Here is a 24,190-nt window from a genome sequence, read left to right on the forward strand (position 1 = left end):
TGTGGGGTGGCGACCCGGGCACGCTTCGGTCGGCCCGGGTCTGGGCTGTCGGACGGCGGCCCTGGTGGGGCGGACCGCGCCAGGGGTGGGCTTCGGCTGGTTCGGTTCCGGGCTGTCGGATGGGAGGGGCGGGCGAGATCCGGCCGGTCCGGGGCCGGGCTGCCGGGTGGTGGGCCAGACGGGTTTCGGTCGGTTCGGGTCCCCGGTGGGTGGGCCGTGACCGGGGTGGGGGGTTCCCGTGCGACCTGCGCGAATTCCGTTTCGGGCAGACCATGGGGGTACCCGCACGCTGTTGTCCACACCAGGGAGAAGGCTCGTGACCCTGCCCCGTCTGCCCGTGTCCCAGGTCGAGGTCGTGCTCTGCGACTGCTCCGCACAGGACGCCGAACGCGTCTTCGCCTGCCTCTGCACCCACTTCGAGTCGGACCGCCGCCTCGACGAACCGCCCCATGACACCGCCGACGACCGGCCGACCATGTGGGCCGGCCACTATGACACGGCCGCCGTCCCGACCGACGCCGAGGAACGCGCCGAGCCGCTCTCCGGCCCCGTCACGGTCGACGTCCAGGGCAGCCCGCCCGCCGTACGACTGCTGCGAGCGGTCCTGGAGGAGGCGTACACCGTGCATCAGATCGGTGTGGACGCCGGCGACCAGGAGGTCCAGCTGCAGCTCAGGGTCGAGGGGGCGCCTCGCTAGCGGTACACGCGCTGGGCCTCCGGGACACCCGCGTCGTCGTAGAGCCGTCGCAGCGCGTCGGGGGAGAAGATGTCGCGGTGTTCGAGGCCTCCGCCGAGGAGGCCGAAGAGTCTGTCGGCCCACTTCTGACTGTTTGCCATCGCACCGAGCACCGACTGGAAGAGCGGAGGCAGTTCGGTGAGTTCGCTCAGCGTGGTGGTGAGGGCGTAGTGGTCCGCACTGCTCTCGTCCCGGAGTTTGTGGTACTCGGCGAGCGCGTCGGCCATCTGCCGCTCACCGCACAGTCCTTGGTGCAGACGCTCGGCGAGCAGCTCCGCGTGCCGGAAGGCGTCCGTGATCCCGAAACCGGTGTACGGGTCCTTGTGGTACCCGGCGTCACCGACGAGCGCCCAGCCGGGTCCATAGGGGTGGCGATAGTAGTTGTCGGCATAGCGCAGGACCTGGAAATCCGTTTCCCGGGCCCCCTGTTCCCGTAGTTGTTCGCCCATCTTGGGCGCCACATCGTCCACGACCGCCTGGAAATTGGCCGCGATGTCCTGGCGGAATCGTTTGAGATGGCGACGGCCGCTGATGACGGCCAGCAGAGTGAGCCCGTCATTGGTCGGCCAGGTCCCGAGCCACTGCTGGTCCACCCCGGTCAGGTGATGCGCGCCCCAGTCGAGCCCGCTGTAGTACGCGTAGTAGTTGACCCCGGCCGCGGGATGCACCTTGTACGACCGCGCCCCCGTCTTCCTGGCCACCGTCGAACGCGTGCCGTCGGCCCCGACGACGACGCGGGCGCGGAACTCCCGCTCCCCGTTCCCGCCTTCGCGTCCGCGTACGCCGGCCACACGCCCCTCGGAGAAGACCAGGTCGGACACGGTGAAGCCCTCGACGACCTCGGCGCCCGCCCGGCGTGCCGCGTTCACCAGGATCTCGTCGAGGACGGTGCGCCGCGGGCAGTAGACGGCGTCGATTCCGTCGATGGGCTCGGCGAACCCGCTCAGGCCGACGCCCCGGTAGGAGAAGTGCAGCTCCCGGACCGCCGGGGCCTTCGTGGCCACCACCTCGTCGAGGAGTCCCCAGTTCTGAAGGCGGGACAGTCCGGCCTGGTGGATGTAGTGCGTGGAGACGGTGTCGCTGGGGAAGGACGCCCGGTCCACGACGAGCACCCGGTGCCCTCGCCGAGCGAGCAGCATGGCCAGGGGCGATCCGGCGCAGCGCGCACCCACGACTATCACGTCGTACATGTGTCCCTTTCGGGTCCGGTGACGGAGCGCTCTCGGGCGCACGGGCACCCACGTGGTTCGAGCACCGGTATCCCACCACAGGTCACCGCACATGCGTACGGTCCGTGGATGTGCCTCGGGTGTGCTTCGGCGCGGAATCGGGCGATCCATCAGGGAAACAGCCGGTCCAGGAAGGCGTTCCCGTACACCCGGTGCGGATCGAGGCGGTCAAGGATCTCCATCGCTCCGTCCCAGCCCGGTCCCGCACCGTCGTCGAAGGACTCCGGGACGACGGTGCCCAGGACCTCCTCGTCGCTCCAGGCGGCCTCGTCGGTGTAGCCCCAGCCCTTGGACCACTCGACCCGGGTGAGGGCATGGCCGCCGTCGTACGTGGTGAGCAGGAACCGTTCCAGCTCCCGGAAGAACGCCTCCGCCTCCGGGGTCCCGGGCAGCGTCAGCACGTCCAGCCACACGGCGGTGTCCCACTCGGGCCGGTCGGCGCGCGGGCGCAGCGCCGACAGCAGCGGGGCGCGGGCACCGGTCACGCCGACGTCCGCCGGGTCGTCGAGGCCGCTCACGCGGATCTCCACCGAGCCGTTGACGGGAAAGCGCCCTTGCGCGGCGTACGCGGTGAGCCGCTCGCGGTAGAAGGCGGCGAACTCGGAGACCACGCGCTGCACCTGGTCCCGCGAGGTGAGCACCGCGTACCCGTTCGCCGTCACCCGCAGCGTCGTCGGCTTCAGATACAGCAGCGTGTTCTTCGACGGCCCCCAGATGTCCGCCGACAGCGTGGTCACCAGCCCCACCGACGCCGCACTCAGCTGCGCGTTGCCCAGCACCGGCGCCAGATACCAGGCCCCGTCCGACACCATCCGGCCGACGAGGTCCGCCACGACGGTCGGCACGTTGTCGGAGAAGGGGTAGTTGTACGGCGAGGTCACCCGCCGGGAGGTGAGCGGACGGGTCGGGGCCACGCTCCACACCTTCAGCCAGGGGAACTCGGTGAAGGCGAACCAGATCGCCTCCAGCCGCCCCGCCTCGTCCAGGAAGCTCTCGAAGGTACGCCCGCCCTCACCGGGCGCGGCGAACAGCTCCCCGGCGGAGATGTCGGTCCGGCTCAGGCACCGCAGATTGGTGTCGGCCCCCACCCGCAGCACCACCTCGGTGACGAGCGCCCGGCCGACGTGCGTGAGCAGTGCGGCCCCGTCCGCGTCGTCGCGCGTGAACGTCCGCAGTACATACGCGTCGCTGTCGGCGTCCCAGACCACCGCCGTCAGCGACAGCACGAGATTGCTGAGCGAGCCGTACGTGTGACCGGGCAGCCGGGTCTCTCCTTCGGCCGGTACGGCGGTGCCGTGCGCGTCGACGGCCAGGGCGCCGCCGATCGACAGGTCACCGGGCGCCGGACAGGCCGTCACACCGAGCCCGTGGCCCTCCAGGAAGGTGAGCAGCCCCTCCAGGGTGGCGCCGGCGCCGACCCGGACGGCGGCCGGGTCGGTGGCTTCGAGGGCCATGCCGGTGAGGTGGGTCGTCGTGTCGACGAGCAGCACCTGCGCGCCGGACTCCGTCCCGGGGGTGATGGTCAGCGGTGACCAGCCGTGGGAGAGGCCCCGTGCGCGGACAGTCCAGCCCTGCCGCCGCGCCCAGTTGACCACCGCCACCACCTGGCCCGCGTCGGCGGGCGCGCACGCCCATAGGGCGGACGCGGTGATCTCCCCGCCCCAGTTCCGGTACGCCGACCGGTACAGCTCGACGTTCTCGGGGAAACCGGGCAGCTCGGCCGCCGCGGCGGCCGGGTCCTGGCGGACGAACTGCGGGGCGAGAGCGAGTGCGGTGGCGGTGAGCAGGAACCCTCGGCGAGACGGAGCTGAAGAGTCGGTCATCGCAGTCACGCTAGGTCGCGGATTGACATAAGTAACCGATGCGCCAACTGGATTCACTCGTGTGGGTGAAGTGTCGTGTGTCTTTGCTGGGTCGTTCGGGCCCCGGCGCCATCCAGGGAAGGAGGCATCGACCGAGCCGGGAGGACGCCGTGACCGACGGGAACGACCACCGTGACCCAGGCCGTTACCGAGGCCGTGACGAGACCGAGGAGGAGCGCGCCGACCGTCGCTGGGGCGAGCTCATCCAGGAGGTGCGGGTCGCCCAGACCGGGGTGCAGATCCTGTTCGGCTTCCTGCTGACCGTCGTCTTCACACCGCGCTACGAGCAACTGCCGCAGACCGAGAAGACCATCTACCTCGTCACCGTCGTCCTCGGCGCCTCCGCCACCGGCGCCCTCATCGGCCCCGTCTCCTTCCATCGTCTCGTCACCGGCCGGCGCATCAAACCGGCCACCGTGCGCTGGGCGGGCCGGATGACCTTCGCGGGCCTGATCCTGCTCCTCGCGACGATGACCGCGGCGCTGCTGCTCATCCTGCGCGTGGCCACCGACAACGCCTATGTGCCCTGGCTGGTGGTGTGTGTGCTCCTGTGGTACCTGCTGTGCTGGTTCGCCCTCCCGGTGTGGATCCGCCGACGCCACACCCGTGAGTGACGGCAGCCGATGGCGTGAATGGTGCTGTTGCCCCTGAGCCGCATGGTGCGCAAGCGTGCGGTGTCATGGACCGTGACCAGAGCCGTTTCACCCCTTCCCTGACCCGTCGTCAACTCCTCGCCGCCACCGGGGCCGCAGCGGTCCTCGGCACCGCCGCCACCACGGCCCCGGCCCTCGCGGGACCCCGGGCGCCCCGCACCGGGCTCTCCCTGACCCTCACCCGGGCCACCAATGGATCGGCCACCCTCGCACCCACCGGCGACACACTGATCGCCGAGATCCAGAGCGGCCTGTGGTCCCTGCCGCGCACCGGAGGGACAGCGGTCCCCCTCACCCCGGCCGACCTCGAACCGAACCGGCCCACCTTCTCCCCGGACGGCTCCCTCGTCGCGTTCTGCGCCTACCGCGACGGCGGCTTCCATCTGTGGACCATGCGCCCCGACGGCTCCGACCTGCGGCAACGCACCGACGGCCCCTGGGACGACCGGGGACCGTCCTGGTCACCCGACGGCACCCGGCTCGCCTTCGGCTCCGAACGCGGCGGAGACCCCGGCGGCCCCGTCAACGGATGCCCGTACCGCATCCACGTCCTGGACCTGAGCACCGGCGACATCACACGCGTCACCGGACTTTCCGGCCAGGACGGTCCCCTCCAGGACGGCAAGTGGGAGGACTTCGACCCCACCTGGTCACCGGACGGCACCCGTCTGCTGTTCGTACGCGCCAAGGTCGTCATCACGGCCGGTACCCCGGGCGTCGAGGCCCGGACCGTCGCCTCCGTGGCCGCCGACGGCAGCGGCTCGGTCACCGTGGAACACACGGAAACGGCAGCTGCCCAGGTCATGACCCCCATCCTGGCTCGCGACGGCCGCCTGGCCTACCTCCGCACCACCGCCTCGCCCAACGGCACCTGCGCCCTCGTCGTCGACGGCGAGCCCGTCCCGGTCGACGGCGACATCGCACCCGTACCACCCCGCTGGACCGGCGACGGTGAGCTGCTGCTCACCCTGGACGGCAAGTTCACCCTCGTACGCCCCGACGACCCCGCGAAGCCCGAGGCCATCCCCTTCGAGGGCGTCCTCCCCGTGGACCGGCCGCGCTACCGGGTCAAGGAGTACGACCTCGGAGAGGCACGCGTACGGCCCGTGCGCGGCATCCATCTGCCCGCGCTGTCGCCCGACGGCCGCAGCATCGCGTTCGCCGCCCTCAACTCGCTGTGGCTGGCCGGGACTTCGGGCGGACGCCCACCGAAGCGGCTGCGCAAGTCACCGCCCACCCGCTATCTCCTCGCGCCCGCCTGGGCACACGACGGACGGTCCCTCGTCTACGCCGACGACCGCGACGGCCTCCTCGGCGTCTACCGGCACGATCTCGCCACCGGCGAGGAGACCGCCCTCGCCACCGGCGGCCGGGTCATGCCCGCCCTCTCGCCGGACGGCAAGCGGCTGGCCTGCCTCGACCTGACCGGGCAGCTCCTCGTACGCGACCTGGAAAGCGGCGAGGAACGTGTCCTCGTGGCGCCACTGGGCGGTGGCGGCATCCCCGGCAGACCGAGCTGGTCGCCCGACGGCCGGTACCTCGCCCTGTGCGACCGCAACCGGCTGGGCGCCCGCTTCCGGGAGGGCTACAACGTGGTCCGGGTCGTCGACGCCACGACCGGCGCCGACCGGCTGCATGCCGTCGCCCCGCACACCTCCATCGCCGACCGGTACGACTCCGGGCCCGTCTGGTCGCCCGACGGCCGCTGGATGGCCGTGATCGTCGAGTCCGCGCTGTGTCTGCTGCCCGTCGCTCCCAACGGCACCCCACGCGGCGAACTCCGCACCCTCACCGACGAACCCGCCGACCACCCCACCTGGTCCGGCGACTCCAAGACCCTGCTGTACCTGTCCGGCACCCGGCTCCGCCTCATCGACGCCTCCGGCGGCCGGCCCCGCACCGTTCGCGTCCCGCTCGACCGCACCCGCCCCGCCCTCGCCGACACCGTCGTCCACGCCGGGCGACTGTGGGACGGCACCGGCGAGACCGTCCGCGAAGACGTCGACATCGTCGTACGCCACGGCCGCATCACCGAGGTCGCACCCCACCGGAGCAGCCGTCACACCTCCCACCGCCGTATCGACGCCTCCGCGCACACCGTGCTCCCGGGCCTGTGGGACACCCACACCCACCCCTGGCACAGCACCTACGGCAGCCGCCAGGCCGCCGCCCAGCTGACCTACGGCGTCACCACCGCCGTCTCCCTCGGCGGCTTCGCCTACGAACAGGCCCGCATCCGCGAGGAGGTCGCCTCCGGCAGGCTCGCCGGGCCCCGGCTGCTCACCACCGGCGAACTCCTCGACGGGGCGCGGGTCGCGTACAGCATGGGCCGCGCCCACCGGACCAGGCAGGGGCTGCGCCGCTCACTGGAACGGGGCGCGGCGCTCGACTGGGACTTCGTCAAGACGTACGTACGAGCGCCAGGCTGGGTCATGAGCGAGGCGGCGCGCTTCGCCCACGAACGGCTCGGCGTACGCACCGGAGGCCACCTGCTCTCACCCGGGGCCCAGCTCGGCCAGGATCTGACGACCCACCTCCAGGCCACCCAGCGGGCCGAGTTCGGACACGCCATCACCGCCGCCGGGCGCGCCCACCAGGACGTCGTCGAGATCTACAGCGCGCGGGGCATCGACTTCTCCCTCATCGCCACCCCCTTCACCGCCGTGCCCCTCCTCGGCGCGGACCCCGCCCTCGCCGACGACCCCCGCGTGAGCGCCGTGATGCCTCCGTGGGACGCCGCCTCGGTGAAGCAGGCCGCGGGCGTCCCGCCGACCGCCGCCCAACTCGCCACGCTGCGCACGGAGACCGACATCTACCGGCGGATTCTGGCGGCGGGCGGCCTTGTCGCCCTCGGCACCGACCAACCGCTGGTCGCCGTCGGTCTCGCCCTCCACCTCGCCCTGCGCGCTCTCCACGACGCCGGACTGACCCCGGCCCAGGCTCTGAGCACCGCCACCGTCATGCCGGCCCGCCTCTTCGGCGTCGACGACCACCTCGGCACCGTCGAGCCGGGCAAGCTCGCCGACCTGGTCGTCGTCGACGGCGACCCCTTCACGGACTTCGCCGACCTCGTCCGTACGGTGTCGGTCCTCCGCGGCGGAACCCCGTACACCACCGAGGAGTTGGTGGCCGCGTACCAGCCGCCGGCGACGCGGCGCGCGAAGGCCGCCGAGGAGGACTGGCTGGAGGTGGGGCGGCTGATGCGGAGGGACGGGTGCTGCGCGGCCCACTGAGGGACCGGCACCGGTGCGGGGACCTTCTGAGGGGTCCCCGCACCGCTCAGTGGTCGGTGTCCTTGCCGATGAACAGTTCCGCGAAGGTGGTCGCGGCGGCGGGGGAGCCGAGTACGCGGCGCAGGCGGGCCGTCGCCGCACCCGCTCGGAAGGCGTTGCCCGAGGAGGGGCCGTGCAGGAGTTCCGCCAGCCACTGGGAGAACTCCTGGTAGTGCCAGACCCGTCGCAGACAGGCGTCCGAGTAGCCGCGCAGCCCGCTGTCGTCGCCCTTGGTGAGATGGGCGATCAGCGCGTCCGCGAGGAGCAGGGCGTCGTGGATCGCGAGGTTCATGCCCTTGGCGGCGATGGGCGCGACGAGATGGGCCGCGTCGCCGGCCAGGTACAGGCGGCCGTACGCCATCGGCTCGGTGACGTAGTCGTGCATGTCGAGCACCCGCTTCTCGATCAGCGGGCCCTCGGTGAGCGGCCGGGTGCCGGGCACCGCCAGACGGGCGTGCAGCTCGGACCATACCCGGTCGTCCGGCCAGTTCGCCGGGTCGTCGCCGGCCGGGACCTCCAGGTAGTAGCGGGTGACCTCGGGGCTGCGTGCCATATGACCGGCGAAGCCCCGCGGATGCACGCCGAGTATCACGCAGTCCGACGACGGCGGCGCCTCGGCGAGCAGGGCCAGCCAGCCGACGCCGTGGTCGTGCCGGGCGACGGTGGCGTGCTCCACGGGCAGGGCCGTCCTGGTGACACCGCGCGCCCCGTCGCAGCCGGCGACGAACTCGCAGCGCAGCAGCCGCCGCCGGCCCGTCTCGGCGTCCGTGTACGACACCGACGGCTGATCGCCGTCGATGTCGTGCGGCTCGACGTCCCGTACGCCGAAACGGATGTCGCCGCCCCGGACGTCCGCGTACTCCCGTACGAGGTCCGTCACGAGGAGCGGCTGCGGGTACACGAAGTGGTGGTGCCCGGTGATCTCCGTGTACGGGAAGCGCCGGCGCTCACCGTCGAAGCGGAACTCGAACTCCGTGTGCGTCGGCGCCCGTTCCACGAGCCGGTCGGCCAGCCCGCGCCCCTCCAGTGCCCGCACCGCCCACTCCTCCAGGAACCCGGCACGCGGCCGTCGCTCGATGAACTCCCGGCTCTCGGTCTCCAGCACCACACAGTCCACGGAGGCGGCCCGCAGGACGTTGCCGACGGTCAGCCCGGCCGGGCCGGCGCCGACGATGACGACGGGGGTGCGTTCGGTCGACGGGGAGGCGGAGGGGGAGCCGTCAGCCGAGGAGACCGGGGAGGTGGGGGAGGTGGGGGAGGTCATTCGAACAGTATGGTGGGTGCCGCGTGGGCGCCTTCAAGTGACCTGAAGGGCAAGGCCGTTGGGAACACCGGTCCCTGAGCCGCCGGCCGCCGGGTGCCGACCGTCAGCCGACCAGCCGCCGGCCGCTACAGGCCGAAGCGCCGGGCCCATCCCATGACGTCGTCCGGCGTCGCGTTGCCCCCGCACACCACCAGCCCCAACCGGACCCCGTCGCCGACCCGCTCGACCACCTGCCGGGCCGCGGGCAGCAGGCACCCGGCGGCGGGCTCCGCCCACACCTTGGCGTGCTCGGCGAGATCGAGGACACCCCGGACCGCCTCGGCGTCCGACACGACGAGCACGTCCTCGACGAGGGCGGACACATGGTCGTACGTGCGTTGCGAGACGGCGGGCGCGCTGAGCGTGCTGACGATGGAGGAGAGGTCGACCGCCAGTGGGCCGCCCGCTTCCAGTGCCTCGGACATGGCCGTGGCGCCCTCGGTCTCCACACCCCAGACACGGACGTCCGGCCGCAGCGCCTTGAAGGCCGCCGCGACACCGGCGATCAGCCCGCCGCCCCCGATGCTGACGAGCACATCGGTCAGCTCACCGGCGTCCTCGATGAACTCCAGGCCGACGGTGCCCTGTCCGGCGATCACCAACTCGTCGTCGAAGGGGTGGACGAGGGTGAGGCCCTCCGACCGCAGCCGCTCGGTGAGCGCGAACGCCTCGGCCATGCCGTCGGTGAGCCGCAGCGACGCCCCGGACGCCTCGACGAGGTCCACGGCCCGCTTGGGCGCGGACCTCGCCATCACCACCGTCGCCTTGATGTGCAGGGCGGCGGCCATGTGGGCCAGTGCGATGCCGTGGTTGCCGCCGCTGACCGCCACGACTCCGGCCGCCCGCTCGGCTTCGGTCAGAGTGAGCAGCTTCGCGGTGGCGCCGCGGGCCTTGAAGGAGCCGGTGCGCTGGAGCAGTTCGAGCTTGGCGGTGACCGGGGCGGTCAGAAACGCGGAGAGGCCCGGGCTCTGCACCGTGGGGGTCCGCACGACGTGCCCGGCGATCCGGTCGGCCGCCTCCCGGATGTCGGAGATCCCGATCAACACACCCACCCCGTTCCATGATCCGCGATTCGTCCACACCGACCTTGATCGACGGAGCTCCCTGTGGTCAAGCGGATTCTGTTTCCGCCCCCGCCGCCCCTTCGACCCCGCCACGCCTTCAAGCTCGGGGGATGGGGTTGTTGGGCGGCTGCGGGTGGGGGGGCTGGTCACGCCCACGCGGCGGAGCCGCGAATCGATACAGCCCCGCGCCCCTGAAAAACAGGGGCTGCGCCCCGTTTTTTATCGGCCCGCAGGGCCGTGTCCTTCAGGGGTCATGACGCTCCCTCGGGTGTCGGGGCGGTCAGTGGCAGGAAGACCTGGAAACGCGTGTCGCCCGGCCGGGAGTGGACGTCGATGTGTCCGTGGTGCTTGTGGACGACGATCCGCCAGGAGATGTCGAGGCCGAGGCCCGTACCCTGCCCCACCGGCTTGGTGGTGAAGAACGGATCGAAGATACGGTCCCGGATGTCCGCCGGGACACCGGACCCCGTGTCACGGAACTCGACCAGCAGCTGATCGCGGTGGTCCGGTGCCGTACGTACGGTCAGCGTGCCCTCACCCCCCGCCTCCTTGATCGCCGCCACCGCGTTGTCGATCAGGTTCGTCCACACCTGGTTCAACTCACCGGGATACGCGGGAATCTCCGGCAGCGAACGGTCGTAGTCCTTCACCACCTCGATGCGGTCGCCGATCTTCCCGGACAGCATCAGCAGAGTGCTGTCGAGGAGTTCGTGCACATCCACGTTCCGATACGGCGCGCGGTCGAGCTGCGAGTACTGCTTGGCCGCGTCGACGAGTTGGGTGATCCGCGTCGTGGAGTCCTCGATCTCGTTCATCAGCAGCTCGGTCTCGACCGTGTAGTTGAGCCAGCGGACGGCGCCTTCGAGGGTGTGCTCGTCGACGGCCGCGGCGACCTGGTCCAGCCAGTCGGTGTCGAGGCCGGCCTGCACGAAGTTCGGCGCGAGCTGCCAGCCGCCCGAGATGCCGTGGTCGTCGAGCCAGTCGGTGAGCTCGTCCTCCCGGTCGGCGGCCTCCAGGGGGCTCAACGGGGTGGCCTTGGAGACCTGTTCGGCGGTGCGTTCCTGGATCTCGACCAGCGTCTCCAGGGTGTGGCGCTGGTACGGCCCGGCGGCGATCGTACCGAGCTTGTGCCGCATCCCGGCCACGCGCTCACGCAACGCGGAGGTGGCCCGTACGGCCGCGGCGGCGGGATTGTTGAGCTCGTGGGTGAGCCCGGCGGACAGGGAGCCCAGGGCCAGCAGTCGTTCGCGCTGGCCGATGGTGCGCTGGGTGTCCTGGTTGCCGAAGAAGAGGCCTTCCAGGAGGTGTACGGCCATGGGGAACCAGTCGCGCATGATCCGGGCGAACGCGTCGGCGGGCAGGACGAAGAACCGGGAGGGGACCGTGACCCGCATGGAGCCCTTGTAGCGGGCCTGGTCCGCCCGGTCGCCGAGATAGGCCTGGAAGGCACCCGCGTACACGCCGACCTGGGAGGTGCGGCTGACCTCGACGTCGTCACCGCCGACCTGCCGCGACAGCACGACCGTGCCCTCCAGCAGCACGAAGAAGCAGGTGGCGGGCTCGCCCTCGCGATAGACCCAGCCGGGCTGGAACCGCTCCACCCGGCCCTCGCGGCACAGCCGGTCCAACTGCTCGGCGTCCAGCTTCTCGAACAGGAACAGCCGGCCGAGCTCGGCACGGTCGCACGGCAGCGGCTGCCCGCTCACCACGGCCTCCGGACGGTGACCGACAGAGGGGTTCTCATGACTGCTCCAGATACCGGTGCACCAGCATCACGGCCATCGCTCCTTCTCCGACCGCGGACGCGACCCGCTTGGCGGACTCGTACCGCGCGTCCCCGGCCACGAACACACCGGGCACATTGGTCTCCAGGTGGTACGGCGGCCGGTCCAGCTCCCAGCCCGGCGGCGGTGCCCCGTCGCCGGTCATGTCGGGCCCGGCCAGGATGAACCCGCGCCCGTCGCGGAGCACGGTTCCCTCCAGCCAGTCGGTCAGCGGCTCGGCGCCGATGAACACGAACAGCCACTGCGCGTCGACGAGTTCCTCCCGTCCGCCCGCCACGTCCCTGAGCGTCAGCTGCTCCAGCTGCTTGGTGCCGTGCGCGGCCCCGACGACCGTGCCGGTGCGCACGAAGATGTTGGGCGCCTCGGCCAGCTGCTGGATCAGATAGTGCGACATGGACGCGGTCAGCGAGTCGCCGCGCACCAGCAGGGTGACCGACTTGGCGCCCCGGGACAGATACATCGCCGCCTGTCCGGCCGAGTTGGCGCCGCCCACGATGTACACGTCGTGCCCCTGGCAGGCGGGAGCCTCGGTGAGCGCCGAGCCGTAGAAGACGCCGCAGCCGGTGAGGTCCGCGCAGCCCGGCGCGTCGAGCTGCCGGTACGACACACCGGTCGCGAGGATCACGCTGTGCGCGGCGACCGCCGAGCCGTCGGAGAAGCGGATGGTCCGCGCCGCCCCGTTCACCTCCAGACCGCTCACCTCACGGGCGGTGAGGATCTCCGCGCCGAACTTGGCGGCCTGTCGCCGGGCCCGGTCCGTGAGCTGCGCCCCCGACACGCCGTCGGGGAACCCGAGGTAGTTCTCGATCCGTGAGCTCTGCCCGGCCTGCCCGCCCGTCGCCGACCGCTCCACGAGCAGCGTCCGCAGCCCCTCCGAGGCCCCGTACACGGCCGAGCCGAGCCCGGCCGGTCCGCCGCCGATGACGACCAGGTCGTAGAACTCCGAGGCCGGTGTCGTCGCCAGCCCCACCCGCTCCGCCAGCTCCGGATCCTCCGGCTCCACCAGCGGCGTACCGTCCGGGGTGACCACCAGCGGCAGCCGCCGCCCGTCCTCCCCGGCGGCCGTGAGCAGCCTGCGGCCCTCCGGTTCGTCCGACGAGAACCAGCGGTACGGCACCTGGTTGCGCGCCAGGAACTCCCGCACCCCCGACGACCTCGCCGACCAGCGGTGTCCGACCACCTTGGTGATGCCCGCGCACGTCCGGTCGGCGGCCCGCCAGGCCTGGAGCAGATCGTCCAGGACGGGATAGAGCTTCTCCTCCGGCGGGTCCCAGGGCTTCAGCAGATAGTGGTCGAGGTCGATGACGTTGATCGCGTCGATCGCCGCGCTCGTGTCGGCGTACGCCGTGAGCAGGACCCGCCGCGCCCCCGGATACACGTCCAGCGCCTGCTCCAGGAACTCGATGCCGTTCATCTCCGGCATCCGGTAGTCGGCCAGGACCACGGCCACCTGGTCACCGCGCAGCTTCAGCTCCCGCAGCGCCTCCAGCGCCGTCTGCCCGGACTCCGCCCGCACGATCCGGTACGACTCGCCGTACCGCCGCCGCAGATCCCGGGCCACCGCACGCGAGACCCCCGGATCGTCGTCCACGGTGAGGATCACGTTCCGAGCCGACCCGACCGCCTGAGTCATATGCCTCCCACCCCGAGCAGATGGGCCCATCGTATGTTCGGACGTCCGGATTCGCTCGGTCGGGAGGGCCACGGAAGCGCGGCCCAGCGGCCCGAGACCACCGGGCCCGAGGCGTCGACGACGACTTTCCCCGTGCGAGGTCATGCGGTTTTCCCCGTGCGAGGTCATGCGGTGCGGGTAGTGAAGACTTGGCCTCGCAGCCCTGACGCGACACAGAGAGGTGGCCGATGACGACGCGCCCGATCACCGCCGGAGTGGACGGTACGTCCGAGAGCCTCGCCGCACTGGCGTGGGCCGACCGGGAGGCCGTACGCCGGGGCCTGCCGCTGCGGGTGGTGCACGCCTGGCAGTGGCAGACGCACGAGGCGATCACCGTGGACCGGGACGGACAGGCCCGGTGGGCGCGGGAGGCGCTGGCGGAGGCGGCGCGGACCGTGACCGAGCGGCACCCGGAGCTGGAGGTGACGACGGAACTGGTGGAGGGCCACCCCGTCGAGTCGCTGGTCGCCGCCGCGGAGCACGCCGAGATGCTGGTGCTGGGCTCGCGCGGGCACGGCACCGTGGTCGGCTTCCTCCTCGGCTCCGTCGGGCAGCAGGTGCTCGTCGAGTCCCCGCGCCCCGTCGTGCTCGTGCGCGCCGAGGACGACCCCGCCGCCGAGGCCGCCGGGCGTGAGATCGTCGTCGGCCAGCAGGGCACGCCGGAGGACAGCGCCGAGGTGCTGCGGTTCGCGTTCGAGACCGCGGCGGCCCGCGGCGCCGCCCTGCGCGCGGTCCGGGCGTGGACCCTGCCGCCGCTGTACGCGTACAGCCCGGCCTCGCTGAAACTCCTCGACGAGGCCGGCGGCCTGGAGCCGTACGAGAAGAAGGCCCTGGCCGCCGCGCTGGAGCCGTGGCGGGAGCGCTTCCCCGATGTGCGGGTGACCCAGCACGTCGAGATCGGCAGCGCCGGTCAGGTTCTGCTGTCCGTGGCGGAGCGGGCCCAGCTGATGGTGGTCGGGCGGCGCGCCCACCGTACGGCCGTCGGTTCCCGTATCGGTTCGGTCGCCCACGGCGTCCTGCACCACGCGCACTGCCCGGTGGCCGTGGTCCCGCACGACTGAACCCACGCACGACGCACGCACGACGCACGCACGACGCACGACCGGACGCCTGCCGGGCGCCCGGGAACGGCTCACATCGGGATGATGTCGTCCGCCGGTGGCGTCAGGGTCCCCCGGGCCTTCGGCAGGACGTTGGCGATGTAGTCCTTCACCGCCATGTCCAGGCCGATGTCGTGCTGGGCCCGCTCGGACAGGTACCAGCGGTGTTCGAGGAGCTGGTGGTAGATCTCCGCCGGGTCCACGGAGCCGCGCAGCTCCAGCGGTACGGCCCGTACGGTCGGCCGGAACACCTCCCGCACCCAGCGGTGGGCCAGCACCTCGGGGCGGGCGCCGAGGGGGTCGCCGGGGGCGTAGTCGTCCTGGGTGGCCATCCAGCTCTCCAGGTCGTTCAGCAGCCGCCGGGCCTGGTTCTCCTCGGTGTCCAGGCCGGTCAGCCGCAGCAGCTGGCGCTGGTGGTGACCGGCGTCCACGACCTTCGGCACGAAGGTGACCGTGTCGCCGTTGGAGGAGTGCTCGATCTGCATCTCGGCCACGTCGAAGCCCAGGTCGTTCAGACGGCGGATCCGGCGCTCGATGTAGTGGTACTTGCCCGCCGGGTACACCGACCTGCGCGTCAGCTCCTCCCACAGCGTGTGGTAGCGCTCGCAGATCTCGTTGCCGAACTCGATCGCGTCCACCGAGGGGTGCAGCGCGCCGGACGCCTCCAGGTCCAGCAGCTCCCCGCTGATGTTCACCCGGGCGAGATCGAGGTCGTAGTCGCGCTGCCCGACGCTCAGCTGGGCGTGCAGCTCACCGGTCTCGGCGTCCACGAGGTACGCGGCGTACGCCCCCGCGTCCCGCCGGAACAGTGTGTTGGACAGCGAGCAGTCGCCCCACGCGAACCCCGTGAGGTGCAGCCGCACCAGCAGCACCGCCAGCGCGTCCATCAGCCGGTGCATGGTGGCCGGGCGCATGGTCGTCTCGAACATCGAGCGGTACGGCATGGAGCCGCCCAGGTGCCGGGTGATCAGCACGGACTCCAGCGGCTCGCCGGCCTCGTCGGTGCGTCCGGTGACCACGCCGAGGGCGTCCACGGCCGGGATGCCCAGCCGGTCCAGGTCGCGCAGCAGCTCGTACTCGCGCAGGGCGGGGCGCTCGGCGAGTTCCTTGACGGCGACGACCTCGTCACCGGCGCGGGCGTAGCGCACCACGTGGCGGGAGATACCGCGGGGGAGCGGCACGAGGTGATGCTCGGGCCACTCCTCCAGGGGCAGGTGCCACGGCAGTTCGAGGAGCAGCGCGGGGTGTTCCGGGTTGGTGGCGCTGATCTGCAGTGCCATGGGTCCTCAGCCTTCGTCTCACGGTCGTGCCGGTGTACTCGCGATGGGCGGCGGACCGCCCTCGCTGGAGCATCTCCGCATCCGGAGGACCGTTTCGTCAACTGGCGGGGACGGGCCCGTGACCAGCGGAAGGCGGGCTCGTGATGGCCGACGGGTCCGGGCCGTGACGGCCGGAGGGGGCCCGTGATCGGCTCAGGAGCTTGAGCCCCCGGCGGCGGCCCGTGGTCAGGCGGGTGCCGTCACCGGTTCCGGTTTCGGGCGGCGCAGCGCGGTCCGGACGTTCCAGGCGCCCACGCCGAGGCACAGCAGCCCGGTCGCGCCCGGCCACAGCCAGACACCGCTGTCCCTCTCGACGGCCGTGGTCGACGACTCGTCGTCGACGAAGACGGGCACCGGCCCGGTGGGCTTGGTCTCGAACGTGGTGTCCACCTCGACCTCGGGGATGAGGAACGAGTTGTCGTCGGCCCGGAAGGACCCGCCGCACTTCCACTCGTCCTCGCCGCGCGACTCGGACACCTCGCACCGCGAGACGACGAACTGCCCGGGCACCCCGGTCAGCTGGGTCTCGAGCCGGAGCACCGCGGCCCCGAAGAGGAACACCCCGCCGCCCAGCGCCACCACCGTGGTCAGCAGCTTTCTCGGACCCATACGCGTCACTAATAGCCCCCCTGTTCGATTGAGCGAAGTCCGGGGCAGCGTAGTGGATCGGCCGGGCCGGGCGTGCCGAAAATCGTCGTCAGGGGCGCACGCGGTGGACACGTCCCCAGGGCGCACGCGCCGGACACATCCTCAGGGACGTACCCGGCGGAACACGTCGTCGGCGTCGTCCCAGCTCGTGAGGTCGTCCGGCGCGGTGCGGCGGCCGGCCCGCGCGGTCGCGTACATGGCCTCGATCTCGGCCGCGTACCGCTGCACGATGGTGTCCCGGCGCAGCTTCATCGACGGGGTCAGCATGCCGTTGGCCAGGTCGAACGGCTCGGGGAGGATGCGGAACACACGGATGGACTCCGAGCGGGACACCGTGCTGTTGGCCGCGGCGATCGCCCGCAGCACCTCCTGCCGCAGCGCGTTCTCCTCGCGTGCCTCCCGGCCCAGCAGCGCGTTCTCGGTGCTCAGCGCGCCCCGCCAGTGGGCGAGGAACTCCGGGTCCAGGGTGATCAGTACGCCCACGCACGGCCGGTTGTCGCCCACGACGACCGCCTGGTGGATGAGCGGATGCATCCGCAGCTGCTCCTCCAGCGGCGCCGGGGCCACGGCCTTGCCGCCACTGGTGATGACGATGTCCTTCTTGCGCCCGGTGATCGACAGATACCCCTCGGAGTCCAGCCGCCCGATGTCGCCCGTGGCCAGCCAGCCGTCCTGCAGCGCGGCCCGGGTGCCCGCCTCGTCGTTGATGTACCCCTGGAACACCGACGGCCCGTTGACCAGGATCTCCCCGTCCCGCGCCACCCGGATCTCCGTGCCCGGCAGCGGACGCCCCACGGTGCCGAACTTCTCCCGGCCCACCGGCTGCGCGGTGATGCCCCCGGCGGTCTCCGTGAGGCCGTACCCGTCGTGGAGGTGGATGCCGATGCCGGCGTAGAACAGCGTCAGCTCGCGGTTGAGCGGGGACCCGCCCGAGCAGCCGCCACGGACCCGGCCGCCGAGCGCCGCCCGCAGTTTGCGGTACACGGTCTTGTCGTAGAGGGCGTGCTGGAGCCTCAGATCCATGCCGGGGCCGGGGCCCGCGTCCAGCCGGTGCCGCTCCACGGCGAGGGCATGGTCCCGGGCCGTACGCGCCGCACGCTCGAACAACTGCCCGCGGCCCGACTGCTGGGCCGTACGCAGGAAATTCTTGTAGATCTTCTCGAAGACATACGGGACGCCGTAGAGGTAGGTGGGCCTGAAGGACCGGATCGCGGCGGACAGGGACTCGTCGCGCAGATCGGGTTCGTGGCCCAGCAGCAGTCCGCCGCGCAGGCACATCCCCTGGATCATCAGCCCGTAGACGTGCGAGAACGGCAGGAAGGCGAGGAACGCGGGCTGCTCGCCGGGCGCCGCAGCGGTGTGCCGCCAGCCGGCGAGCAGGACGTCGCAGGGGCCGGCGAGGCTGCGATGGGACAGGGCGCAGCCCTTGGGACGCCCGGTCGTGCCGGAGGTGTAGGCGATCAGCGCGGTGGAGTCCGGCATGACGATACGGCGCAGCGAGTCCACCGTCGCGTCCGGTACGCCCCGGCCCGCCTCCATGAGCCGGGGCAGGGAGTCGTCGTCCAACTGCCAGACGTGGCGCAGCAGCGGCAGCTTGGCGCAGACCGAGCCGACCGTCATCACGCCCTGCTCGTCCTCGACGACCACGCCCACGCAGGCCGCGTCCCTGAGGATCCATTCGACCTGTTCACGGGACGACGTCGGATAGATCGGCACGATCTCGGCGCCCACCGACCAGAGCGCGTAGCCGAGTACCGTCCACTCGTAGCGGGTGCGGGCCATGACGGCCACCCGGTTGCCCGGCCGGATCCCGGATGCCACCAGCCCCTTGGCGAGATCGACCACCTCGTCCCGCACCTCGGCCGCGCTCACCTTGATCCAGGTGTCCGGGGCGGCCGGGTCGCGGCGGGCGATCTGCGGCAGCGCGGGATCACGCTGCGCCGTCTCGAAGAGTGAGTCGGCCAGCCCTCCGGCCATCACCGGTACCGTCGTCGGAGCAATGCCGAAGTCGCTCATGCGCCGCTCCCGAGCCTTCCCTGCGCGCGATCTCGCCGATGGTGCGGTAACCGGCGGTGATCGAACGTAGCGTACGGCGTCGACCCGTGCGCGGAGATTCGGACAAGTCGCCGCAGGCCCTTCGGGTGGGCGGTGAACGCCGCATGGCCGCGCGGTGGCCCCGTGAACGTGATGTGCGGCACGTAAGGGGCGCCGCCCGCGAGCCCCTACCGGGAATCGCCGCTGTACACGGCTTGATCACCTCTGACCGGCGGTGATGTCGCGGATCCGGTCGGCCCACGGGTGTGGCACTGTGGTGCGCGCGAGCGCGGGAGAGGTCCCGCCGACCTGGAGAGGTGGACGGTGCGCGAGCCCAATGTGATCGGGGACTGGCAGGAGTACGACGGCGACTTGGCCGGCCTGCGTGTGCGCGTCCATGGCCTGGAGTGCGCGGAGCCCCCACGGGGACGCGACGACGCCGCCGAGGGCATGACGTACGTCCGGTTCCGCGTGACCGTGGAGAACCGCGGCACCGACCACATCGGCCTCCACCTGGAGGACGGCCAGCTCGACATCCGCACCGGCCCCGACGGCGAGAGCGCCTTCCTCGACTGGCGCAACTCCCGGTTCATCGAGGGCTACGACCTCTACCCCCTGCGCCGCGCCACCGCCGTGCTGTACGCCGCCGCCGCCGAGGCCCAGCTCGGCCAGTTCGACATCCAGGTCCAGCTGCGGGCCGACGAGGAGTGGACCGAGCGTTATCTGTGGTCGGGCGGCATCGGCGTCGACGAGGAGCTCCTCGACCCGGCCGGCGGCAGCGGCCGGGAGGGGATCGCCGGGCAGATCAGCGCTTTCCTGCACGAGGAGGCGGAGCGAGGAGCGGGCTGATCAGCCGCCTCAGCAGCGGCCAGGCCAGCAGCACCACGATCACCGCGTACACCGTCACCGCGAACGGCGTGTTCACCAGCCCGCTGACGCTGCCGTCACTGATCTGCAGGGCACGCCGCAGCTGTTGCTCGGCGTTCGGGCCGAGGATCACCCCGATCACGGCGGGCAGCACGGGCAGACCATAGCGGCGCATACCGAACCCGATCAGGCCGATGATCAGCAGGATCACCAGGTCGATCACCTCACCGCCGACCGCGTACGCGCCGACCGCCGCGAAGAAGAGGATGCCCGCGTACAGGTACGGCCGCGGAATGCGCAGCAGCTTCGCCCACAACGGGGCCAGCGGCAGGTTCAGGGCCAGCAGCAGGACCATGCCGACGAAGAGGGAGGCGATCAGGCCCCACACCAGGTCGGGTTCCCGCTCGAAGAGCAGGGGGCCCGGCTGGATGCCGTACTGCTGGAAGGCCGCCAGCATGACCGCCGCGACCGCCGTCGTGGGCAGCCCCAGCGTCAGCATCGACACCAGGGTCCCCGCCGCCGAGGCCGACGCCGCCGACTCCGGTCCCGCAACCCCCTCGATCGCACCCTTGCCCCACTCGTCCCTGTGCTTCGACAGCCGCTTCTCGGCGACGTACGACAGGAAGGTGGGGATCTCGGCGCCGCCCGCCGGAATCGCGCCGAACGGGAAACCGATGAACGGGCCGCGTACCCAGGACTTCCAGGTCCGTTTCACATCGCCCCGGCCGAGCCACGGGCGGCCCACCGGGATCGGCTCGGCCGGCCTGCGCCGCAGATGGGCGGCGACCCACAGCGCCTCACCGATGGCGAAGAGCCCGACCGCGACGATCACCACGTCGATGCCGTCGGCGAGTTGCAGCGAGCCGAACGTCAGACGCTGCCGGCCGGTCATCTGGTCCAGGCCCACCAGGCCGATCGTCAGGCCGATCAGCAGGGACGCGAGCCCCCGGATCCGTGACGAGCCCAGCACCGACGTCACCGCGATGAACGCCAGCACCATGATGGCGAAGTAGTCCGGCGCTCCGATGCCCACCGCCGACTCGGCGACCGTCGGCGCCAGCACCACCAGCAGGATCGTGCCGACCATGCCGCCCGCGAAGTGCCCGATGGCGGCTGCCGCCAGCGCCTGCGCGCCGCGCCCCGACTTGGCCATCGGGTTGCCCTCCATCGCCGCCACCACGGCCGCGCTCTCACCGGGGGTGTTGAGGAGGATCGAGGTGGTCGAGCCGCCGAACATCGCCCCGTAGTAGATGCCCGCGAACATGATGAACGCGCCGATCGGATCGAGCCCGTACGTCACCGGGAGCAGCAGCGCGACCGCCATCGCCGGGCCGATGCCGGGCAGCACCCCGATCGCCGTGCCGAGCAGGACGCCCAGCGCGGCCCACAGCAGATTGATCGGGGTGAGGGCCGTACCGAAGCCGTCCAGAAGGGAGCTGAGGGCGTCCATGTCACAGCACTCCCATCAGTGGGCCGCCGGGCAGCGGCACTCCCAGCAGGTTGTTGAAGACGACGTAGGTGACCAGGGAGAGGACGGCCGCGATCAGCGGGTCGCGGTCGAAGTGGCGGCTGCCGAGGGCGAAGGCCGCGCCCCAGAAGAGCAGGGCGCCCGCGACGGGGAAGCCGAGCGGTTCGATGAGGACGGCCGCGCCGAGGAACACCCCGGCGAGCAGCAGCACCGTACGCCAGTCCGCGGGCTCGGAGAGGTCGATGTCCTCGCCGGTCTCGGCCTGGCCCCGGCCGCCGCGCAGAACGTCCACGGCGAGCAGGGCGGCGATCAGCAACAGCCCGCCGCCGACCACGATCGGTACGGTCCTCTGGCCGACCGGACCGCGCTGGGCCACGTCGACGTCCATGGTGAGCGCGTCGGCCAGGACCAGCACGCCGAGGACCGACAGCAGGACGCAGACGCCGAGCTCGGAGTGGTCGCGCAGCCAGGAGCGGCGCTCGTCCGTGGCCGCCGGGGGAGTGTCCGTCGTGTGCGCCGTCACAGGCCCAGCTCCTTCAGTACCGAGACCACACGGTTGTCCTGGGCCTCAAGGAACTCGCCGAACGCGTCACCGGTGAGGAACGCGTCGTCCCAGCCGTTCTGCCTCATCGACCGCTGCCACTCCGGCGAGTCGTGCAACTCCTCGATCAGCCGAGTGAGTTTGTCGCGCTCGGCGTCGGTCAGGCCGGGTGGGGCGACGATGCCGCGCCAGTTGGTGAAGTTCACGTCGTAGCCCGCCTCCTGGAGGGTGGGCGCGTCCACACCGGCGACCCGCTTCGGACCGGTCACCGCGAGGAGGCGCAGCTCGCCCGCCTTGATCTGGTCCAGGTACTCGCCGACCCCGGACACGCCGAACGCGACCTTGCTGCCGAGGATCGACGCGAGCAGTTCACCGCCACCGTCGAAGGGGACGTAGTTGACCTCCTTCGGCGAGATCCCGGCCGCCCGCGCCATCAGCATCGGCGCCAGATGGTCGGGACCGCCCGGCGACGACCCACCGCCCACCGGCAGCTTGCCCGGATCGTCCTTCCACGCCGCGATCAGCTCGTCGATCGTCTTGTACGGCGAGTCCTTCGCGACCACCACGACGTCCTGCTCCTCGGTGAGCCGGGCGATCGGCGTGGTGTCGGCCAGCGTCTTCGGCGCGTCGTTGGAACGGACGGCGCCGACGACGCCGAGCCCCATCGACATCGCGAGCTTGCCGTTGCCGTGCTCACCGACCAGCCGGGTCAGCCCGACCGTGCCGCCGGCGCCGGGCAGGTTGAACACCTCGATGTCGGGGGTGAGCCCGGCGTCCTCGGCGTTCTTCGCCGCCGTACGGGCCGTGATGTCGTAGCCGCCGCCCGGTGCGTTCGGAACCATGAAGCGCAGGCCCGGTATCTGCGTGCCCGTCTCGGTGCCGCTGCCGGACGTCAGCAGCGGGGGTCCCACGAGCACGAGCACGGCGGCCCCGAGCAGGGCGAGGGCTTGTCGCGGGATGCGCGGGTGCACGGGTAGCCACCACCTGTCGATTGTGTGTGGGTGCCGGGGGTGCCGGGGGTGTCAGGGCGTCGAAGGAGAGAGTGACCTGTGCCACATGGTGCCCGTGGGCGGGACGCCTGTCCCGCTTGCGGAAGCAACGAAGGTTGTGGTCATTGCGATCACGGCGCTTGTCACCTTATGGGCACTGTCCCCACACGTCTCTTTCGCGGGTCCCACCTCGGCGCCATGATTGTGCGACCCACCGCACAGGCCCTGGAGCCGCCCCCGACCTCGTGTCGGCACGAGAGATGAGTCCGCCGTGTTCCGTCGCCATACCCTCGCGGGCGAGATGCTGGTCCTCCAGCTCGCCATCGTCGTGGTGGTGCTGCTCGCGGTGGCCGCCGTCTCCCTCACCCAGTCCGCCGCGACCTTCAACCGGGTCGAGGGCCGCCGCGTCACCGCGCTCGCCGAGCAGCTGGCCGCGAACCCCCTCGTACGCGACCGGCTCGCCCAACCCGTGGCGCACGAGGCACTGGCACCGCTGATGAACTCCACCCAGACCCAGTCCGGAGTGACCTCCGTCACGGTGGCCGACGTGAAGGGCAGGATCGTCAGCTCCACCGATCCCACCGTGATCGGCGAGCAGCTGCCCACCGGCGAGGGCGCCGCCCCCGGCCGCGGCTGGTCCGGGTCACTGACGCTGGACGGCAGCCACGAGCTCGTCGCGCAGGTGCCGGTCCTCGGGGCGACGGACGAGAACCTCGGCCGGCTCCTGGGCACGGTCATGATCGGCGAGGCCTCCCCGACCGTGCGGCAGCGCCTCAGCGGCGCCTCCTCCTATCTCCTCGCCTACCTGGGCATCGCCAGCGGCCTCGGTCTCATCGGCTCCTGGCTGCTGGCCCGCCGTGTCAAACGCCAGACCCTCGGCCTGGAGCCCCACGAGATCGCCGGCCTCGCCGAACACCGCGAGGCCATGCTGTACGGCATCGCCGAGGGCGTCGTCGCCCTGGACCCCCAGCACCGGCTCACCCTCGTCAACGAGGTGGGGCGACGCCTGCTCGACCTGCCCGAGGACTGCGTGGGCAAGAGCCTGGCGGATCTTGGCGTGGAGGGGCGGCTACGGGATGTGCTGACGGGGGCACATCAGGTGGGGGGAGGCCGCGAGAGCGGGCGTGGCCCTCGTGAGACCCAGGACGGGCGGCGCGACGAGGTCGTCATCCGGCGGGGCCGGGTCCTGGTGATGAACCGGATGACCGTCACCAAGGACGGCCGCCACCTCGGCTCGGTCACCACCCTCCGGGACCGTACCGAGCTGGCCCGTCTGGAGCGCGAGATCGGCTCCTTCCGCAGCTCCTCGGAGCTGCTGCGCGCCCAGGCCCATGAGTTCGCCAACCAGCTGCACACCATCTCCGGGCTCATCCAGATCGGCGAGCAGGACGAGGTCGTCCGCTACATCCGCGCGCTGAGCAGGCGCCGCCACTCCCTCGACGTCACTCTCAGCCGCCGTGTCCGCGACACCACCGTCGCCGCCCTGCTGATGGCGAAGACCTCCCTCGCGGCCGAACGCCGGGTCACCCTGCGCATCTCCGACGCCACGGCGCTCGACCGGCTCGCCCCGGAGGACGCCGCCGACGTGGCCACCGTGGTCGGCAACCTCGTCGACAACGCGGTGGACGCCGCCGCCACGGGTACGCCCG

18 protein-coding genes are annotated in these 24,190 nt (G+C 71.7%); 6 read left to right on the forward strand and 12 right to left on the reverse strand.

What is annotated here, in order from left to right:
- Positions 1–316 precede the first annotated feature (316 nt).
- Positions 317–697 (forward strand): hypothetical protein, encoded by a 381-nt coding sequence (locus tag STRIP9103_RS26680; protein WP_009323781.1) that lies wholly within the window; start codon positions 317–319, stop codon positions 695–697.
- Here the strand turns inward: STRIP9103_RS26680 and STRIP9103_RS26685 are convergent.
- Positions 694–1,926, reverse strand: coding sequence for an NAD(P)/FAD-dependent oxidoreductase (locus STRIP9103_RS26685; protein WP_009323765.1), 1,233 nt, complete (start codon positions 1,924–1,926; stop codon positions 694–696). The two genes, STRIP9103_RS26680 and STRIP9103_RS26685, sit on opposite strands and share 4 nt — an antisense overlap.
- Before the next feature lie 149 nt (positions 1,927–2,075).
- Positions 2,076–3,788 (reverse strand): cholesterol oxidase substrate-binding domain-containing protein, encoded by a 1,713-nt coding sequence (locus tag STRIP9103_RS26690; RefSeq protein WP_009323790.1) that lies wholly within the window; start codon positions 3,786–3,788, stop codon positions 2,076–2,078.
- A gap of 149 nt (positions 3,789–3,937) precedes the next feature.
- Here STRIP9103_RS26690 and STRIP9103_RS26695 point away from each other — a divergent pair, with 149 nt between their 5' ends.
- Positions 3,938–4,441 carry a DUF6328 family protein gene (locus STRIP9103_RS26695; RefSeq protein ID WP_009323756.1) on the forward strand — a complete coding sequence of 168 codons (504 nt, stop codon included), beginning with the start codon at positions 3,938–3,940 and terminating at the stop codon, positions 4,439–4,441.
- Positions 4,442–4,506: 65 nt separating this feature from the next.
- Positions 4,507–7,713: an amidohydrolase family protein gene (locus STRIP9103_RS26700; protein WP_048821031.1), complete on the forward strand. Its 3,207-nt coding sequence runs from the start codon at positions 4,507–4,509 to the stop codon at positions 7,711–7,713.
- A gap of 46 nt (positions 7,714–7,759) precedes the next feature.
- Here the strand turns inward: STRIP9103_RS26700 and STRIP9103_RS26705 are convergent, their stop codons facing one another.
- The 4 genes from STRIP9103_RS26705 to STRIP9103_RS26720 all read right to left on the reverse strand — a co-directional run bounded on the left by STRIP9103_RS26705 (position 7,760) and on the right by STRIP9103_RS26720 (position 13,536).
- Entirely contained in the window at positions 7,760–9,016 is a 1,257-nt protein-coding gene (locus STRIP9103_RS26705) for a 4-hydroxybenzoate 3-monooxygenase (protein ID WP_009323792.1), read from the reverse strand.
- A 125-nt stretch (positions 9,017–9,141) separates the two neighbouring features.
- Positions 9,142–10,098, reverse strand: coding sequence for a threonine/serine dehydratase (locus tag STRIP9103_RS26710; RefSeq protein WP_048821033.1), 957 nt, complete (start codon positions 10,096–10,098; stop codon positions 9,142–9,144).
- Positions 10,099–10,370: 272 nt separating this feature from the next.
- Positions 10,371–11,825, reverse strand: coding sequence for an ATP-binding protein (locus tag STRIP9103_RS26715; RefSeq protein WP_048821034.1), 1,455 nt, complete (start codon positions 11,823–11,825; stop codon positions 10,371–10,373).
- 34 nt (positions 11,826–11,859) lie between these two features.
- The gene (locus tag STRIP9103_RS26720; RefSeq protein WP_009323794.1) at positions 11,860–13,536 is read right to left on the reverse strand and encodes an NAD(P)/FAD-dependent oxidoreductase; all 1,677 of its coding nucleotides are present in this window, start codon (positions 13,534–13,536) and stop codon (positions 11,860–11,862) included.
- A gap of 227 nt (positions 13,537–13,763) precedes the next feature.
- On the opposite strand from STRIP9103_RS26720, the gene STRIP9103_RS26725 reads away from it, so the two are divergent.
- The gene (locus tag STRIP9103_RS26725; RefSeq protein ID WP_009323785.1) at positions 13,764–14,636 is read left to right on the forward strand and encodes a universal stress protein; all 873 of its coding nucleotides are present in this window, start codon (positions 13,764–13,766) and stop codon (positions 14,634–14,636) included.
- Between the two features lie 71 nt (positions 14,637–14,707).
- Here the strand turns inward: STRIP9103_RS26725 and STRIP9103_RS26730 are convergent, their stop codons facing one another.
- From STRIP9103_RS26730 to STRIP9103_RS26740, 3 genes are all read right to left on the reverse strand, one after another.
- Complete coding sequence (locus STRIP9103_RS26730) at positions 14,708–15,955, reverse strand: DUF4032 domain-containing protein (RefSeq protein ID WP_009323803.1); 1,248 nt, start codon at positions 15,953–15,955, stop codon at positions 14,708–14,710.
- 225 nt (positions 15,956–16,180) lie between these two features.
- Positions 16,181–16,603 carry a hypothetical protein gene (locus STRIP9103_RS26735; RefSeq protein WP_009323788.1) on the reverse strand — a complete coding sequence of 141 codons (423 nt, stop codon included), beginning with the start codon at positions 16,601–16,603 and terminating at the stop codon, positions 16,181–16,183.
- A gap of 141 nt (positions 16,604–16,744) precedes the next feature.
- Positions 16,745–18,658 (reverse strand): AMP-dependent synthetase/ligase, encoded by a 1,914-nt coding sequence (locus STRIP9103_RS26740; protein WP_009323763.1) that lies wholly within the window; start codon positions 18,656–18,658, stop codon positions 16,745–16,747.
- Positions 18,659–19,000: 342 nt separating this feature from the next.
- Between STRIP9103_RS26740 and STRIP9103_RS26745 the strand changes: the two genes are divergently transcribed.
- Entirely contained in the window at positions 19,001–19,525 is a 525-nt protein-coding gene (locus STRIP9103_RS26745) for a hypothetical protein (protein ID WP_009323761.1), read from the forward strand.
- Here the strand turns inward: STRIP9103_RS26745 and STRIP9103_RS26750 are convergent.
- From STRIP9103_RS26750 to STRIP9103_RS26760, 3 genes are read right to left on the reverse strand one after another with little or no spacing between them, the layout of a single operon-like run.
- On the reverse strand, positions 19,482–20,993 hold the full coding sequence (locus tag STRIP9103_RS26750) for a tripartite tricarboxylate transporter permease (RefSeq protein ID WP_009323752.1): 1,512 nt from the start codon (positions 20,991–20,993) through the stop codon (positions 19,482–19,484). The two genes, STRIP9103_RS26745 and STRIP9103_RS26750, sit on opposite strands and share 44 nt — an antisense overlap.
- Before the next feature lies 1 nt (position 20,994).
- Positions 20,995–21,534, reverse strand: a complete 540-nt coding sequence (locus STRIP9103_RS26755; RefSeq protein WP_009323795.1) for a tripartite tricarboxylate transporter TctB family protein — start codon at positions 21,532–21,534, stop codon at positions 20,995–20,997.
- Positions 21,531–22,523 (reverse strand): Bug family tripartite tricarboxylate transporter substrate binding protein, encoded by a 993-nt coding sequence (locus STRIP9103_RS26760; protein ID WP_009323749.1) that lies wholly within the window; start codon positions 22,521–22,523, stop codon positions 21,531–21,533. Before STRIP9103_RS26760 ends, STRIP9103_RS26755 begins: the two co-directional genes overlap by 4 nt.
- 319 nt (positions 22,524–22,842) lie before the next feature.
- On the opposite strand from STRIP9103_RS26760, the gene STRIP9103_RS26765 reads away from it, so the two are divergent.
- Positions 22,843–24,190 (forward strand): sensor histidine kinase (locus STRIP9103_RS26765; protein ID WP_048821035.1); only part of this gene is annotated, 1,348 nt, incomplete at its 3' end.

Origin of the sequence: Streptomyces ipomoeae 91-03 (assembly GCF_000317595.1) — a bacterium.
Lineage (GTDB): Bacteria > Actinomycetota > Actinomycetes > Streptomycetales > Streptomycetaceae > Streptomyces > Streptomyces ipomoeae.